Source organism: Streptococcus oralis SK610, assembly GCF_000257455.1.
Taxonomy (GTDB): domain Bacteria; phylum Bacillota; class Bacilli; order Lactobacillales; family Streptococcaceae; genus Streptococcus; species Streptococcus oralis_CB.
In genome coordinates, this window is sequence record NZ_AJKQ01000026.1 from 1 (window position 1) to 14615 (window position 14615).

Sequence of the window (14615 nt, forward strand, 5' to 3'; positions counted from 1 at the left end):
CACTCCCACAAATCTTTCTAATTTTTCTTCTACTAGTATAACAAAAAAAGGGAAGAAGGCAAACTTCCCTGTTTATTCGTTGGATTGTTTCTCTTCCCAATCGTGGTAGTCAGCGTAGAGCTGGCTTTTATTCCACTGGTAGAGTTTCGCAACTTCCTTAATGGCTTGATTTTTCTTCATGCCATGCTGGATTCGCGCTTGGATTTCTGAAAACAAGTCCTCCTCGTCCTTCTCCTCCACATCCTGACTGGCACCTTCAACGATAAGAAGGCACTCGCCCTTGAGCGGCGTTTCAGCTATGCTTTCTAATAACTCAGAAATGGTGCCTCGTTGGTATTCTTCATAGATTTTGGTCAATTCTCTGACCAAGACTACCGAGCGGTCACCATAGATTTCTAGCATATTTTCCAGCGTATCTGCTACACGGTGGGGCGATTCATAGAAAATCTGAGTTTCTGGATAATCTTTTTTCAAGTCGAAAAATTGCTTTTGCTGGCCTGATTTTCTCGGTAAGAAACCGTAAAAGATATGTGGTTGTGGTGCTAGGCCACTGGCAATTAAGGCAGAAATCCCTGCAGAGGCACCCGGAACTGTGACAACTGCAATATCTTCTTCGATGGCTGACTTAACTAAATCATGACCAGGATCTGAGATACTAGGCAGACCCGCATCGGAAACTTGAGCAATACTTTGTCCCGCTTTCAAAAACTCAATCAAATCAGGAATCTTTTCATTGGCATTGTGCTCATGAAAACTAATCTGCTTGGTCGAAATGTCAAAATGCTTGAGCAAAAGCCCTGTATTGCGCGTGTCCTCAGCTGCAATCCAGTCCACCTCTTTCAAAGTCTGGATGGCACGAAAGGTCATGTCATCTAGATTGCCAATCGGCGTTGCTACTAAGTAAAGCTTGCCATAGGGAGATTGCCCCTTAAAACTTTTTTGAATCTGCATGCCTACTCCCTATACAACAACTCGTCACAGAACATACATTCCTCATCCTGCTCGCGGCGTTGTCCATAAAAATCATTACATACGTGAAAACCATCTTTATAGATTCGACGGACGCTTTCACGAACATGCTTGGCCTTGACGGGAGCATCTGCTTCTACCTCACCCAAGCGTTCGCGCAACTTAGAATTTTCCAAGCGAAGAGCTGTATTTTCCTCTACCAAGCTCTTGAGATTTTTCTTAATGGCTTCCACATCGGCCAAGGTCACTAGTAGCTGTTGGGAAAAATCGTCCAGCGCATCAAATAATTCTTTCTTATCCATAAACCAGCCCTTTCCTTTCTTTATCCTTCATTGAGTTTATATTTCTTTTAAGACCAGATATTCCATAGCATTTTGAAAGCTGACATTAGCCTGCCACATTTTTCTAGCTTCTAGCAAATCTTGTAGAATCACTCTTACTCTTGCTTGCAAGAGATCCTGCCCACAAAGAACTTCGAGAATACGCAAGACCTGATCTTGTTTTTCCTTGTCATCTGCCAAGCTAGCTAATTTAGCAACTTGGAGATAACTTTCTTTTTTCTTGGCTAATAACCAGGTCAGCAGGCGCTCACTTTCATCCACCAAGGTCCAAAAACTTGCCTGGTTTGCCAGTTTTTCTGCTTCAGCACGCGATTGACTAAACTGGGCTAAATGAGTCGCTTTTTTCTTAACTAGACCTGCTTGTTCTAATTGATGGATGAGCTTTTCTTCTTGCTTTTTAAAATGGAAAATCTGGGTCCGACTACGGATTGTTGGCAAGATTTTTTCCTCATCGCTGGTCAAGAAGAAAATGTAAACTTCACTCTGGGGTTCTTCGATGACCTTGAGCAGAGAATTAGCCGCGTTGGGGTGCATTTTCTCCGCATGTTCGATAATAAAGACCTGTTGCTGGCTTTCAATCCCTGCTTGGGAAAACTGAGCCACCAATTCCCGAATGCGTTCTGTCTTGATGACCTGATTGACTGGCTTAATCAAGGTAACATCGGGAAATTCTTCCTGCTCAATCAGCTTGCAGTTTCGGCATTTCTCGCATGGTAGAACGCCTACTTTATCCGTACAAAAGAGGCTCTTAGCCAAAAACTGCGCCATTTCCAAACTTCCAAAGAAACCTGAAAAGAGATAGGCGTGATTGAGCTGGTCTTGTTCTAGGATACGGACAAAGCGGTCAAACTGGTCTGGTTGCCAAGCCTTTAGTTGATCTTGTTTCATTTAGCCAAGCCCATTCTGTCAAACAAGACAGCCTTGGTTGTTTCCACAACTTGCTCCAAAGGAAGACTGGCATCAATCTTGACAATGCGATTTCCTTCTTTGTCCAGAAGAGAAAGATAGCCTTGACGGACTTTCTTGTGTAGGTCTAAGCCTTCTAGGTCCAAACGATTGACCTCGCGGTCACTATTAGCAGCAATACGAGCCAGTCCTTCTTCCACTTCGATGTCAAAATAGAGTGTCAAGTCGGGTTTGAGACCATCTGTTGCAAAGTGATTGAGCCAATCAATGGCATCAATATCCAAGCCACGGCCAAATCCCTGATAAGCAACAGAACTATCGATGAAGCGGTCCATAATGACCAACTTACCAGCTTCAAGAGCAGGCAGAACTTTTTCGACCAAGTGCTGTCTGCGACTGGCGATATAGAGAAGAAGCTCTGTTTTAGGATCCATCTGAGTATGACTTGGATCCAAAATCACTTCCCGAATCTTCTCTCCAATCAAGACTCCACCTGGCTCACGGGTCGTCAACACCTCTACTCCTTTTTCCTCTAAAATTGGGAGTAGAGCCTCTAAAACGCTGGTCTTTCCTGCTCCCTCCGGTCCCTCAAGAGAGACTAAAAATCCTTTTGACATGTCTAACTCATTTCTTTTTTTCTACCTTCTATTCTATCAAAAAAATAGATTTTTGTGACAATCTTTTTGTGCCTTCTCCATTCAATCGACCATAAAAGAGGCTGGGAGTCATCCAACCTCTTATTTACCTAGTTCTTGTGTTCGTTTGTAGGCTTGCTGAACTGCGTCCATGACGGTGCCTCTAAAGGCATGTTCTTCCAGACATGCTACACCAGCGATAGTCGAACCACCTGGGCTGCAAACTTGGTCTTTCAAAACTCCAGGATGTTGCTGGCTTTCAAGAACCATTTGTCCAGCGCCAACTACTGTTTGGGCTGCCATTTTCAAAGCCATTTCTCGGGGCAATCCTGTCTGAACACCTGCATCTGACAAGGCTTCGATAAAGAGATAGACAAAGGCTGGTCCACAGCCTGCAAGACCTGTCGCAGCATCGATTAAGTCATCCCCAAGTTCAACCAAGAGGCCAGCCTTGGCTAAAAGCTGACAAAAGAGTTCCCTGTCCTCAGCACGACAATTTGCTGACATGGCATAACTAATCACTCCTTGGCCGATAGCCACTGGAGTATTGGGCATGATGCGAATGATCCGGTGGTGAATCGGCAGAAGTCTGGCTAGTTTTTCCAGGGTCAATCCAGCCGCCATGGAAATCAAAAGAAGACTCTCTCTTTTTTCAAGAATGGTCTGATATTGAGCAAGCAGTTCAGAAAACTGCGCAGGCTTTACTCCTAGAAAAATCGCATCTGCTTCTGCGAAGATTTCTTCATTGCTGGAAGCCTGACCACCAAAGTTGGCAATGAAAGCATCTACTTTCGCTTGACTACGATTGGCAAGGAGAATCTGAGCACCCGTTTTGGCCTGCAAGACAGCTTTCGCCAAGCTAGAACCCATATTCCCCAAACCGATAAATCCAATCCTCATCTCTTACTCCCTTATCTGTCCGTCACCAGTAACCACATACTTGTAGCTGGTCAACTCTTTCAAGCCCATTGGACCACGCGCGTGCAATTTCTGAGTAGAAATCCCCATTTCACATCCAAGACCAAATTGACCTCCATCAGTGAAACGCGTTGAAGCATTAACATAAACCGCTGCAGAGTCAACTTGATTTGTAAAGTAAGCCGCAGCTTCAGCATTTTCTGTCACAATGGCGTCCGAATGATGGGTACTATGGGCTTCAATATGCTCAACCGCTTCTTCTAAACTGCTCACGACCTTGACCGCTAAGATATAGTCTAAAAACTCAGTGTCAAAGTCTTGGTCCTCAGCTGCTCGACCTGAAAGAAACTGACTTGCTTTCTCATCCAAGCGGAATTGAATCGGTTCCAGCCCATCTTCTTTTCGATCTGCAACCAGAACTTGTTCCAAGCGAGGAAGGAAGCTTGCTGCCTTGTCTTCATGAACCAGCAAAACTTCCATAGCATTGCAGACAGAAGGACGACTGGTTTTAGCATTGTTGATGATAGATAAAGCCTTGTTTTCATCGGCATCCTTATCCACATAAACATGGACAATACCAGTTCCTGTCTCGATAACAGGTACGATAGCATTTTCAACCACGGCATTGATCAAACCAGCCCCTCCACGAGGAATGAGAAGGTCTAGATAGCCCTTGGCCTTCATCATGGCATAGCTACTTTCTCGACGGGTATCTTCTACTAGTTGAATCACATCTGGATGAATGGTAGTCGTCTCCAAGCCCTTCTTCAAGGCTGTGACAATAGCATGAGCAGTTTGGTAGGCGTCCTTACCACTACGAAGAACGACCGCATTTCCACTTTTAAGAGCCAAAGCAGCCGCGTCAGACGTCACATTTGGACGGCTTTCATAGATAATACCAATAACCCCCATGGCCACACGCTTCTTAGTAATAACCAAGCCATTTTCAAGCTGAGTTGTCTCTAGGACTTCACCAATGGGATCTGGTAAAGTAACCACTTCACGAATCCCTCTTGCCATCGCTTGGATTCGACCCGCATCCAAATAAAGACGGTCTAGCATAACATCTGAAATTTTCCCCTTGACAGTTGTCATATCAAGGGCATTGGCTTCTAGAATCTCCTCAGTAGCTACCAATAAGTGATCAGCCATGGCTAGCAAGGCTTGGTTTTTCACTGCTTCACTGGCAGTATTGATTGATTTTTTAACAGCCTGTACCTGTTCGAATTGTTCTTGTGTCCTTACCATCTTTGCACCTCTAAAATTCTGTAAAGAGCAGCTGGATTTCAGGAGTGATGGAAATCCAGTCATCACGGTGAATCAAGACTCCCTTAGCTTTTTGAGAACGGAGCATATCTTCTAGGGCTGAGACGCCAAATTGGACACGTCCCTTTCCAAGAGATTGACCTGTTTCTTTATCTGCTACTGTGACAATATCATGGTAAGAGAAGTTTCCTTCCACTTCTACCACACCTGATAAAAGGAGACTTTTTCCGTTTTTTGAAAGTGCTTCTGCAGCTCCACCATCTACCCAAATCGTTCCCTGACTTTGAGCATAGAAGGCCAGCCATTGTTTCTGGGTACGAAGTCCCTTCCCTTGCGCAACAAAGAAGGAACCATCCTTGGTCTCCTCAGCTGCCTCAATCAGGGCATCTGATTTCAAGGACGAGCAGATATAGACTGGCACCCCTGACTCCGTCGCAATAGTTGCAGCCTTGATTTTTGTTAGCATGCCCCCAGTTCCGTTTGAAGAACCTGCTCCACCAGCCATATCAATAATCTCACGATTGATAGTCTCGATTTTCTCAAGACGTTTAGCTCTTGGATCTGAGTTGGGATTGCCAGTATAGAGACCATCCACGTCTGTCAAGAGAACCAAGAGATCCGCCTGAACCATCGCCGCTACCTGGGCACTCAGAGTGTCATTATCACCCACCTTGAGTTCGTCAATGACGACACTGTCATTTTCATTGATGATGGGGATTGCACCACGATGAAGCAATACAGACAAGGCCTGATGGGCATTCTTATAGCGGCGTTTATCTACAAAATCATCTTGTGTCAACAAAATTTGTGCAGAAACAATCTGGCGCATGAGGAGGTTGGTTGTGTATTCCTCCAACAAAAGTCCCTGACCAACTGCAGCCGAAGCTTGTTTATCTGCAATCTTGGTCGGACGTTTTTTAAAACCCAAAGCTCCAAATCCAGCGGCAACTGCCCCAGATGACACTAAAATCAACTCATGTCCAGCTTCATGTAGCATAGCCAATTGCTGGGTAATTGCCTTTACTTTACTCCTTGATAAACTCCCGTCTTCATTTGTCAAGGAGGAAGTCCCTACCTTAAAGACGATTCGTTTGTACTTCATATTCTCACTCCGATTCTTCATATTTATCCATTATAACATGAATACTTTAAAATGGAAAAGACTTGAAATGAAAAAGGTTGAGACAAGGCATCTCAACTCTTTTATCTATTCTCAGTTTTACGCAATCTTTCCAGCGTTTCTTTAAAAATCTCTGGAATATCTGCTGTGAACTCCAAGGTTTCACCTGTTCTCGGATGAGTAAAGCCTAGAGTCTTAGCATGGAGAAATTGCCCATGTCCCTTCAGTGTCTTACGAGGACCATAGACTTCATCACCAGCGACTGGATGGCCAATATAAGCCATATGAACACGGATTTGGTGAGTACGCCCTGTTTCCAGTTGCAACTCTAGCAAACTATAATCTCCAAAGCGTTCCAAGACTTGAAAACGAGTCACTGCTGGCTTCCCTTTAGCAGTCACTGCCTGTTTCTTACGATCTTTTTCACTACGACCAATCGGAGCTTCAATCACACCACGATCATTGGGAAGATTGCCATGAACAATCGCCCAGTATTTGCGGAGAGACTTCTTATCCTTGAGTTCTTGGGCAAGTGCTAAGTGGGCCTCATCATTCTTCGCAATCATGAGGAGACCCGACGTGTCCTTATCAATACGGTGAACGATACCCGGTCGGAGAACACCATTGATACCTGACAAGTCTTTTATATGATACATGAGGGCATTGACCAAGGTTCCACTTGTATGACCGGCGCTCGGATGAACCACCATCCCCTGAGGTTTGTTAACAACGGCCACATCCTCATCTTGGTAGATAATTTCGAGCGGAATATCCTCAGCCACATACTCTAAAACCTCTGGTTCTGGCACATGGTAGGTGACGATATCCCCCTCTTGGACAGTGTATTTGGCTTTCTTGGCTTGCCCATTCACCAAGACTTGTCCAGCCTTAATTTGTTCATTAGCGAGACTGCGTGACAATTCTGTCAGTTCTGACAAGGCCTTGTCTAAACGTTGCCCACCAGTTTCAATTTTTATTTCCATTTACTTCCTCTTTAAGCATTGCAATCAATAAAACAATGACACCAACTGTCAAATAGCTGTCAGCAACATTGAAAATCGCAAAGTTGATAAAGTCTAGGTGAAACATATCCACCACAAAACCTTGACTCATTCTGTCAATAAAGTTACCCAGGCCTCCCGCGATGATCAAAGTCAGTCCAAAAACCAGCCAGAGAGAGTCCTCCATGTGCTTATGTAGATACCATATGGCACCTGCCATGACAACCAAGGTAATGATAGCAAAAAACCACTGCTGGTCTTGTAACATAGAGAAGGCTGCTCCTCTATTTTGTAGATAGGTCAAGCTAACGAGATTGGGGATCCACGAACGCACTTCACCCAGTGGAATCTGCTGGAGAACATAGGCTTTAACCCACTGATCCAGCCCAATCAAAAGCAGTACAATGACTGCCACTATTCCTCTTTTTTTCATGATTTCCTCTTCTGATCAAAATATTCTTGCATAACCTCAACGAAAAGAGTCCCAGCTTGGCTAAGCTCCACTTCCTCACGTTTGACGTAGACCATGCGGTTATCTAGATTATCCTTGAGACGAATGACTGTAATCCCATTAACACTGTCACTATCTAAAAATCCAGATCCAGTCGCATAAGCATCCGTCCGCTCCAAAATACCATTCAAAGTAGCACGGTCCGTCACATTGAACATCTGGGAGCTCGCGCTGGTGTCGACAAAGTTCTCTGAATAGTATAGATACTCATCCTTTTCCTGAGTAAAACGAACCGTTGGTAAATCCGCTAAATCCTCCATGACCAATTCCTCTTTCTGTGCTAAAGGATGCCCTTCACGAAGATAAATGTGAGTCTGGAAAGGAATTAGTTCAATAACTTCTAAACCAAGCTTTTCAACCCGTTGCATGATGCCCTTTTTATTTTGATTGTTGAGGTAGATAATTCCAATCTCACTATGCCCTTGAGCCACTTCGTCTAATATTTGAACTGTAGTAGACTCAAAAATACGAAAGTTCTTATAGTCAGGATAACGTTCCGAAAAGGCCGTAATGGTTGGTGGCAAGAAGTCATAGTGCTGGCTGGCAATAGAAAATTCATCCTTTTCTTCCTCAGGATTGGCATACTGATTTTGAAAAACATCAAATCCTTTGACCAATTCCTGCGCTTTTTCATAAAATTCCATACCACGACGGGTCAAGAAAGTCCCCGAACTTGTCCGACGGAAAATTTTAAAGCCTAACTCTTTTTCCAAATCGCGCACAGAAATAGATAGACTCGGCTGACTAACATACATCTTTTCAGCAGCTTCACGGAAAGTACCACTATTGGCAATGGCCACAACATAGCGTAATTGTTGAATATTCATCTTCTACCCCCAACTTCTCTATCTGTTTATTATACCATATTTCAGAATTTTTCCAAAAAAGAAAAAAGTGTCCATCGCAAGTTTAAATCTAACTATTCTCTATTAAATTCAAAATGGGTATCAAAACAAAAAAATAGGCTCTCCGAAAACTCGGAAAGCCTTATTTAATGCTACTTCTAGCTTCCTCGCCTTGTCATTTCAAGGCTCGGGATAAAAAGGTTCACTGGACCTTTTTATTTAGCGATTGGGTAAACAGAAACTTGTTTCTTATCGCGACCTTTACGTTCAAAGCGTACTACGCCTTCAACTTTAGCGAACAAAGTATCGTCTCCACCACGTCCAACGTTTACACCTGGATAGATGTGTGTACCACGTTGACGGTAAAGGATTGATCCACCTGTTACAGTTTGTCCGTCAGCTGCTTTAGCTCCAAGACGTTTCGCTTGTGAATCACGTCCGTTTGATGTAGAACCTCCACCTTTTTTGTGGGCGAAAAGTTGCAAGTTGTTAAGAGTCATTTTTAACATAATGTTTTCCTCCGTGTTAGTTTTCTGTGATAACTCTGGTTTGGACGAACTCAGAAGAGTTCTCCGATAAGTTTGCCATACCTAAGAAAAATGATTCGAAGAATAACTGGGTCATTTCTCTCTGGTGTGAAGGAAGATCCGCTGGTATTTCAACCTTTAGATAGCCGCCTTCATCTTCGTTTAATTCTAAGATTGGTTCATAGCCTGCAAATTTCTCAATGGAATTGACAAAGTTAATGGCAAGCGTAGAAACCGATGCACACACGACATCTAAGCCGTATTCGCCACTTTCGGCGTGTCCAGTAATTTCCGCACTCCTCAGCTCGCCATCTTCGGCTCTCTCAAAGACTGCTTGTATCATGTGTTCTCCTTAAAATTAAGCGTTGATCGCGTTGATGACAACTTTTGTATATGGTTGACGGTGACCTTGTTTACGGTGGCTACCTTTTTTAGGTTTGTACTTGTAAGTAACAACTTTCTTTTGTTTTCCTTGTTTTTCAACAGTTCCAACTACAGTAGCTCCAGCAACAAGTGGAGTTCCGACAACAGTGTTTTCACCACCAACAAGAACAACTTCGTTAAAAGTAACTTCTTGACCAGCTTCAACGTTCAATTTTTCAACGTAAACTGCTTGACCAACTTCAACTTTAACTTGTTTTCCGCCAGTTTTGATAATTGCGTATGTGCTCATTATGCACCTCCTATGATTTTTAGGGTTTCCCCGTATTATTGTGAAGACTCGCCTAGCATCGTGGGACGAACCACTTAAAAGAAGAGCTCTAAGTATAACAAAATTTAAATTTGTTATACAACGAGCAAACGATGTTCGTGCGGTTGCACAGGACTGTGCATAGTCAACTCTTCAAGTATAGCATATCTTCTTTTTTCTTACAAGTGAAATCAATTAAAATTAAGCTTTTTCTTTCCCTTTTTTCCTCCAAAAAGCAAAAAGCATGCTGAAGTAAAAGATACTCATCATAAAAGGAACACCTAGAATTGTCTTCTCCTGATAGTAAATCGTCAAATAAGCTGAAAAAACAACTCCGAAGACAAAACTGCTAAGCAAGCTAACAAAAATCAAGCCCTCTCGTAGAAAAGGCGTATGCTTGGTCCGAAAATAATCTCCAAAAGCCAACATGGTACGTTTGATATTCCCTGTCATAAAAGCATTATTATAGGCAATCCCTGACACTTCTCCAAAGGCAGTTGTCACCAGTCCCATACAAAAGGCCAATGGCGGCACGAGATAGATATTATCAACCGTTTGTGGCACAAAACCTATAATTAGGGACAGGACTGCAAGAGGAATCAAGGACAAAATCGGCTTTTTAACAATTCGAAGTTTTTCCTTATACAAGGTCAGTAAAAATACCCCCATCATAAAGGAAAGTAAGGTCATTACTTTAGCACTGGCATCCGAGACATTTTGTTGAATGAGTCCGACAGAAAGAAAGACGACATTCCCAGTTTGTCCTGCTACTAGGGTATTCCCTCGCACGATAAAGGTATAGGCATCGACATATCCTGCACAAAAGGTCAAAAAAAGCGCTAGTCTCTTAGACTGACGAGATATTTTTCTTATTGGTAATAATCTCATTTTCACTCCCATTTCAGTTTCATTTAGTCATTTCAATATTGTACCACTTTCTTTGAGAAAAGCGTAGTCCATTTGAAAATTTTTACCATCTGTTGGATAGTCCTTCTTTTCTGTGTTATAATGAAGGAAGGATTTGAAGTCGGAAAAGGAGTATCTATGCTTAAATTAGGTGTCATCGGAACAGGTGCTATCAGCCATCATTTCGTAGAAGCAGCCCATGCTAGCGGAGAATACCAGCTGGTTGCTGTCTACTCTAGAAAACTAGAAACTGCCACAACCTTTGCTTCCCGCTATCAGGATATCCAGCTCTTTGATCAATTAGATGACTTCTTTAAGTCTTCCTTTGATGTAGTCTATATCGCTAGTCCAAACTCCTTGCATTTTGTTCAAGCCAAGGCTGCCTTGTCTTTTGGCAAGCATGTCATTCTTGAAAAGCCAGCTGTTACTCAGCCACATGAATGGCTGGATTTGAGACAGACAGCTGAGAAAAATCACTGTTTTATCTTTGAAGCGGCACGAAACTACCACGAGGAAGCTTTTACCACTATCAAAAACTTTTTAGCAGACAAGCAAGTATTGGGAGCTGATTTCAATTATGCCAAGTATTCTTCCAAGATGCCTGACTTACTCGCTGGAAACACTCCAAATGTCTTTTCAGACCATTTTGCTGGCGGAGCTCTTATGGATTTGGGGATTTATCCTATCTACGCTGCTATTCGTCTCTTTGGAAAGGCTCAAGACGCGACCTACCAGGCTCAACAGCTTGACAATAGCATTGACCTAAATGGAGACGGTATGCTCTTCTACCCTGACTTTCAAGTTCATATCAAGGCTGGGAAAAACATCACTTCCAATCTTCCTTGCGAGATTTATACAGCAGATGGAACCTTGATCCTTAACACGATTGAGCATGTCCACTCAGCTATTTTTACCGACCACCAAGGAAATCAAGTTCAACTCCCTATCCAACAGGCTCCTCATACGATGGCTGAGGAAGTCGCAGCATTTGCACAGATGATCCAGCAACCAGACCAGACACTTTACCAGAACTGGCTGGATGATGCAGGTTCTGTTCATGACCTATTATATACCATGCGCCAGTCTGCTGGCATTAGATTTGAGGCAGAAAAATGAAAACCAAACTACCTACTGAATGGCAAGAACTAAGTGACCAACTCGGTTTCCAAGAATTTACCCCCATTCAAACTCAACTATTTGAGCCTATTCTTGCTGGAGAAAATCTCCTAGGAGTGAGCCCAACAGGAACTGGTAAGACCCTCGCTTACTTACTCCCAAGTCTACTCAGACTGAAAAAGAAAAAATCCCAGCAGCTCTTGATTCTAGCACCAAATACCGAACTGGCTGGACAGATTTTTGACGTGTGTAAAACGTGGGCAGAAGCTATCGGCTTGACTGCTCAGCTCTTCTTATCAGGTTCCAGTCAAAAACGCCAGATTGAACGTCTTAAAAAAGGACCAGAAATTCTGATTGGAACACCTGGCCGTATCTTTGAGTTGATTAAATTGAAAAAAATCAAGATGATGAATGTGGAAACCATCATCCTAGATGAATTTGACCAGTTGCTCGATGATTCTCAGATTCACTTTGTTGAGAAAATCACTCACTACGCACCTCGTGACCATCAACTCATCTACATGAGTGCGACGACCAAGTTTGACCAAGAAAATATTGCACCAAACACGCGCACCATCGATCTTTCTGACCAAAAGTTGGACAACATTCAACATTTCTACATGCAGGTAGACCAACGTCACCGAGTGGATATGCTACGAAAGTTAGCTCATGTAGAGGATTTTCGTGGTCTGGTCTTCTTTAACAGCCTCTCAGACCTTGGAAACGCAGAGGAAAAACTACAGTATCGGGATATCTTGGCTGTTTCCCTCGCTAGTGATGTCAATGTCAAGTTTAGAAAAGTTATCTTGGAAAAGTTTAAGAACAAGCAACTAACTCTTCTCCTTGCAACTGACCTTCTGGCTCGTGGAATTGATATCGATAGCCTAGAATGTGTCGTAAACTTTGATATTCCTAGAGATATCGAAACTTACACTCACCGCGCTGGTCGTACAGGTCGCATGGGCAAAGAGGGCTACGTCATCACTTTCGTAACCCATCCAGAAGAACTTAAAAAACTCAAGAAGTTTGCAAGTGTACGTGAAATTGTCCTAAAAAACCAAGAACTCTATATCAAATAAGGTTGGCATTCGCCAACCTTTTTCTTATCCCCAAGTAATTTCTAATTGATAGCTGGCAAAGGGATGTCCCTCTTGATTTTGTAGTTGATAGGCTAGCTCAATCTTTTGCCCATCCAGTTTGTAGTGACTTGTATGAATGATGAACTCCTGTATCCCCATTGGAGTAGGAATATAGGCCAAACCATCACTATCCTTTAGAAAACGCATGATGGTCTTGGGACTCGAGAAACGGGTCATCACCAGTTCTTGACTATGAAACTTGAGAACCACTTTTTCCTTTTCTTCATTGTAGAAAAGTAAATAGCTATAATTCCCCTTTTCACGCACTTCCACGTCATAGAGCTGGTCAATCACTTCCAACTGTTCATCAAACTGAATCCTATTTCGCATCCGAATCTTCACATCAAATCCTCTTTCTTCTCTCTTGCCCTACTATTTTACCAAAAAGAGCAGGATTTTGCTATAATGGTCATATGAACGAAAAAGTATTCCGTGACCCAGTTCACAACTATATCCATGTCAATAATCAAGTCATATACGACTTGATCAATACAAAAGAATTTCAACGTCTGCGTCGTATCAAACAGCTAGGGACTTCCAGCTATACCTTCCATGGTGGTGAGCACAGTCGCTTTTCCCACTGTTTGGGGGTCTATGAGATTGCTCGTCGTATCACAGAGATTTTTGAAGAAAAATATCCTGAAGAATGGGATCCTGCTGAGTCTCTCTTGACCATGACCGCTGCGCTCCTTCATGACCTCGGGCACGGTGCCTACTCTCATACTTTTGAACATCTCTTTGATACAGATCATGAGGCCATTACCCAGGAAATCATCCAAAGTCCTGAGACAGAGATTCACCAAGTTCTGCTACAAGTGGCACCTGACTTTCCGGAAAAGGTAGCCAGTGTCATTGACCATACCTATCCTAACAAGCAGGTCGTACAACTCATTTCCAGTCAGATTGATGCAGACCGCATGGACTATCTCTTGCGCGACTCCTATTTTACAGGAGCATCTTATGGGGAATTCGACTTGACACGGATCCTCCGAGTCATTCGTCCTGTTGAAAATGGGATTGCCTTTCAGCGTAATGGCATGCATGCCATCGAAGACTATGTTCTCAGTCGCTACCAGATGTATATGCAGGTTTATTTCCACCCAGCAACACGCGCCATGGAAGTTCTCCTGCAGAATCTCCTCAAACGTGCCAAGGAACTCTATCCTGAGGACAAGGACTTCTTTTCACGAACTTCTCCTCATTTGCTACCTTTTTTTGAAAAGAAAGTTACTCTATCTGACTATCTGGCTCTGGATGATGGTGTGATGAATACCTACTTCCAGCTCTGGATGACCAGTCCTGATAAGATTCTTGCAGACCTGTCGCAACGCTTTGTCAACCGCAAGGTCTTTAAATCCATTACTTTTTCACAAGAAGACCAAGACCAACTCGCTAGCATGAGAAAATTGGTTGAGGACATCGGCTTTGATCCAGACTACTACACTGCCATTCATAAGAACTTTGACCTTCCTTATGATATCTATCGCCCCGAATCTGAAAATCCACGGACTCAGATTGAAATTTTACAAAAAAATGGAGAACTGGCAGAACTCTCTAGCCTGTCTCCTATCGTCCAATCCCTTGCTGGCAGCCGCCATGGAGACAATCGTTTCTATTTCCCGAAAGAAATGTTGGACCAAAATAGCATCTTCGCAAGTATCACCCAGCAATTTTTACACTTGATTGAGAACGATCATTTTACCCCAAATAAGAACGAATAGAGG

General features: G+C 43.1%; 18 protein-coding genes, 1 pseudogene and 1 other annotated feature. Of the genes and pseudogenes, 4 read left to right on the plus strand and 15 right to left on the minus strand.

Annotation, left to right across the window (positions count from 1 at the left end; genetic code table 11):
- Positions 1-72 precede the first annotated feature (72 nt).
- The 10 genes from rsmI to HMPREF1115_RS09815 form a co-directional block, all read right to left on the minus strand.
- Positions 73-951, minus strand: a complete 879-nt coding sequence (gene rsmI, locus HMPREF1115_RS09770) for a 16S rRNA (cytidine(1402)-2'-O)-methyltransferase (protein WP_001166895.1) — start codon at positions 949-951, stop codon at positions 73-75.
- A gap of 2 nt (positions 952-953) precedes the next feature.
- Positions 954-1271, minus strand: a complete 318-nt coding sequence (gene yabA, locus HMPREF1115_RS09775) for a DNA replication initiation control protein YabA (protein WP_000358227.1) — start codon at positions 1269-1271, stop codon at positions 954-956.
- 36 nt (positions 1272-1307) lie between these two features.
- The gene (locus HMPREF1115_RS09780) at positions 1308-2198 is read right to left on the minus strand and encodes a DNA polymerase III subunit delta' (RefSeq protein WP_000806722.1); all 891 of its coding nucleotides are present in this window, start codon (positions 2196-2198) and stop codon (positions 1308-1310) included.
- Positions 2195-2833 (minus strand): dTMP kinase, encoded by a 639-nt coding sequence (tmk, locus tag HMPREF1115_RS09785; protein ID WP_000033368.1) that lies wholly within the window; start codon positions 2831-2833, stop codon positions 2195-2197. Before tmk ends, HMPREF1115_RS09780 begins: the two co-directional genes overlap by 4 nt.
- Positions 2834-2953: 120 nt before the next feature.
- Positions 2954-3751, minus strand: coding sequence for a pyrroline-5-carboxylate reductase (gene proC, locus HMPREF1115_RS09790; RefSeq protein WP_001219232.1), 798 nt, complete (start codon positions 3749-3751; stop codon positions 2954-2956).
- Between the two features lie 3 nt (positions 3752-3754).
- A complete protein-coding gene (locus HMPREF1115_RS09795) occupies positions 3755-5017 on the minus strand; it encodes a glutamate-5-semialdehyde dehydrogenase (RefSeq protein ID WP_000252662.1) in 1263 nt (420 codons plus the stop codon).
- A 10-nt stretch (positions 5018-5027) separates the two neighbouring features.
- A complete protein-coding gene (gene proB / locus HMPREF1115_RS09800; RefSeq protein WP_000875722.1) occupies positions 5028-6137 on the minus strand; it encodes a glutamate 5-kinase in 1110 nt (369 codons plus the stop codon).
- 101 nt (positions 6138-6238) lie between these two features.
- Positions 6239-7138, minus strand: coding sequence for an RluA family pseudouridine synthase (locus HMPREF1115_RS09805; RefSeq protein WP_000403232.1), 900 nt, complete (start codon positions 7136-7138; stop codon positions 6239-6241).
- Positions 7122-7589: a signal peptidase II gene (gene lspA, locus HMPREF1115_RS09810; RefSeq protein WP_000745689.1), complete on the minus strand. Its 468-nt coding sequence runs from the start codon at positions 7587-7589 to the stop codon at positions 7122-7124. Before lspA ends, HMPREF1115_RS09805 begins: the two co-directional genes overlap by 17 nt.
- On the minus strand, positions 7586-8494 hold the full coding sequence (locus HMPREF1115_RS09815) for a LysR family transcriptional regulator (RefSeq protein ID WP_001025717.1): 909 nt from the start codon (positions 8492-8494) through the stop codon (positions 7586-7588). Before HMPREF1115_RS09815 ends, lspA begins: the two co-directional genes overlap by 4 nt.
- Here HMPREF1115_RS09815 and HMPREF1115_RS12310 point away from each other — a divergent pair.
- Positions 8487-8582: pseudogene (locus tag HMPREF1115_RS12310) on the plus strand (AraC family transcriptional regulator); the annotation flags it as partial. The gene HMPREF1115_RS09815 and the pseudogene HMPREF1115_RS12310 sit on opposite strands and share 8 nt — an antisense overlap.
- Positions 8583-8727: 145 nt before the next feature.
- Here the strand turns inward: HMPREF1115_RS12310 and rpmA are convergent.
- The 4 genes from rpmA to HMPREF1115_RS09835 form a co-directional block, all read right to left on the minus strand.
- Positions 8728-9021, minus strand: coding sequence for a 50S ribosomal protein L27 (rpmA, locus tag HMPREF1115_RS09820; protein WP_000916509.1), 294 nt, complete (start codon positions 9019-9021; stop codon positions 8728-8730).
- Between the two features lie 16 nt (positions 9022-9037).
- Positions 9038-9382, minus strand: a complete 345-nt coding sequence (locus tag HMPREF1115_RS09825; protein ID WP_000613705.1) for a ribosomal-processing cysteine protease Prp — start codon at positions 9380-9382, stop codon at positions 9038-9040.
- 15 nt (positions 9383-9397) lie between these two features.
- Positions 9398-9712, minus strand: a complete 315-nt coding sequence (rplU, locus tag HMPREF1115_RS09830) for a 50S ribosomal protein L21 (protein ID WP_000109141.1) — start codon at positions 9710-9712, stop codon at positions 9398-9400.
- 34 nt (positions 9713-9746) lie between these two features.
- Positions 9747-9867 (minus strand) — a sequence feature (ribosomal protein L21 leader region).
- A gap of 64 nt (positions 9868-9931) precedes the next feature.
- The gene (locus HMPREF1115_RS09835) at positions 9932-10618 is read right to left on the minus strand and encodes a YoaK family protein (RefSeq protein WP_025171012.1); all 687 of its coding nucleotides are present in this window, start codon (positions 10616-10618) and stop codon (positions 9932-9934) included.
- 156 nt (positions 10619-10774) lie between these two features.
- Between HMPREF1115_RS09835 and HMPREF1115_RS09840 the strand changes: the two genes are divergently transcribed.
- Both HMPREF1115_RS09840 and HMPREF1115_RS09845 read left to right on the plus strand, forming a co-directional pair.
- Complete coding sequence (locus HMPREF1115_RS09840) at positions 10775-11752, plus strand: Gfo/Idh/MocA family protein (RefSeq protein ID WP_000915914.1); 978 nt, start codon at positions 10775-10777, stop codon at positions 11750-11752.
- Positions 11749-12831, plus strand: a complete 1083-nt coding sequence (locus HMPREF1115_RS09845; RefSeq protein ID WP_002882570.1) for a DEAD/DEAH box helicase — start codon at positions 11749-11751, stop codon at positions 12829-12831. The genes HMPREF1115_RS09840 and HMPREF1115_RS09845 overlap by 4 nt, the downstream gene beginning before the upstream one ends.
- Before the next feature lie 24 nt (positions 12832-12855).
- Here HMPREF1115_RS09845 and HMPREF1115_RS09850 read toward each other — a convergent pair whose 3' ends face one another.
- Positions 12856-13233 carry a YwiB family protein gene (locus HMPREF1115_RS09850; protein WP_002882573.1) on the minus strand — a complete coding sequence of 126 codons (378 nt, stop codon included), beginning with the start codon at positions 13231-13233 and terminating at the stop codon, positions 12856-12858.
- Between the two features lie 71 nt (positions 13234-13304).
- On the opposite strand from HMPREF1115_RS09850, the gene HMPREF1115_RS09855 reads away from it, so the two are divergent.
- On the plus strand, positions 13305-14612 hold the full coding sequence (locus HMPREF1115_RS09855; RefSeq protein WP_001003519.1) for an HD domain-containing protein: 1308 nt from the start codon (positions 13305-13307) through the stop codon (positions 14610-14612).
- Positions 14613-14615 lie beyond the last annotated feature (3 nt).

Coding starts and splice junctions, on each gene's coding strand:
- lspA (WP_000745689.1), bottom strand. CDS start 7,589: ATGAAAAAAAGAGGAATAGTGGCAGTCATTGTACTGCTTTTGATTGGG.
- yabA (WP_000358227.1), bottom strand. CDS start 1,271: ATGGATAAGAAAGAATTATTTGATGCGCTGGACGATTTTTCCCAACAG.
- HMPREF1115_RS09845 (WP_002882570.1), top strand. CDS start 11,749: ATGAAAACCAAACTACCTACTGAATGGCAAGAACTAAGTGACCAACTC.
- proB (WP_000875722.1), bottom strand. CDS start 6,137: ATGAAGTACAAACGAATCGTCTTTAAGGTAGGGACTTCCTCCTTGACA.
- tmk (WP_000033368.1), bottom strand. CDS start 2,833: ATGTCAAAAGGATTTTTAGTCTCTCTTGAGGGACCGGAGGGAGCAGGA.
- rsmI (WP_001166895.1), bottom strand. CDS start 951: ATGCAGATTCAAAAAAGTTTTAAGGGGCAATCTCCCTATGGCAAGCTT.
- HMPREF1115_RS09780 (WP_000806722.1), bottom strand. CDS start 2,198: ATGAAACAAGATCAACTAAAGGCTTGGCAACCAGACCAGTTTGACCGC.
- HMPREF1115_RS09840 (WP_000915914.1), top strand. CDS start 10,775: ATGCTTAAATTAGGTGTCATCGGAACAGGTGCTATCAGCCATCATTTC.
- HMPREF1115_RS09805 (WP_000403232.1), bottom strand. CDS start 7,138: ATGGAAATAAAAATTGAAACTGGTGGGCAACGTTTAGACAAGGCCTTG.
- rpmA (WP_000916509.1), bottom strand. CDS start 9,021: ATGTTAAAAATGACTCTTAACAACTTGCAACTTTTCGCCCACAAAAAA.
- proC (WP_001219232.1), bottom strand. CDS start 3,751: ATGAGGATTGGATTTATCGGTTTGGGGAATATGGGTTCTAGCTTGGCG.
- rplU (WP_000109141.1), bottom strand. CDS start 9,712: ATGAGCACATACGCAATTATCAAAACTGGCGGAAAACAAGTTAAAGTT.
- HMPREF1115_RS09815 (WP_001025717.1), bottom strand. CDS start 8,494: ATGAATATTCAACAATTACGCTATGTTGTGGCCATTGCCAATAGTGGT.
- HMPREF1115_RS09835 (WP_025171012.1), bottom strand. CDS start 10,618: ATGAGATTATTACCAATAAGAAAAATATCTCGTCAGTCTAAGAGACTA.
- HMPREF1115_RS09855 (WP_001003519.1), top strand. CDS start 13,305: ATGAACGAAAAAGTATTCCGTGACCCAGTTCACAACTATATCCATGTC.
- HMPREF1115_RS09795 (WP_000252662.1), bottom strand. CDS start 5,017: ATGGTAAGGACACAAGAACAATTCGAACAGGTACAGGCTGTTAAAAAA.
- HMPREF1115_RS09825 (WP_000613705.1), bottom strand. CDS start 9,382: ATGATACAAGCAGTCTTTGAGAGAGCCGAAGATGGCGAGCTGAGGAGT.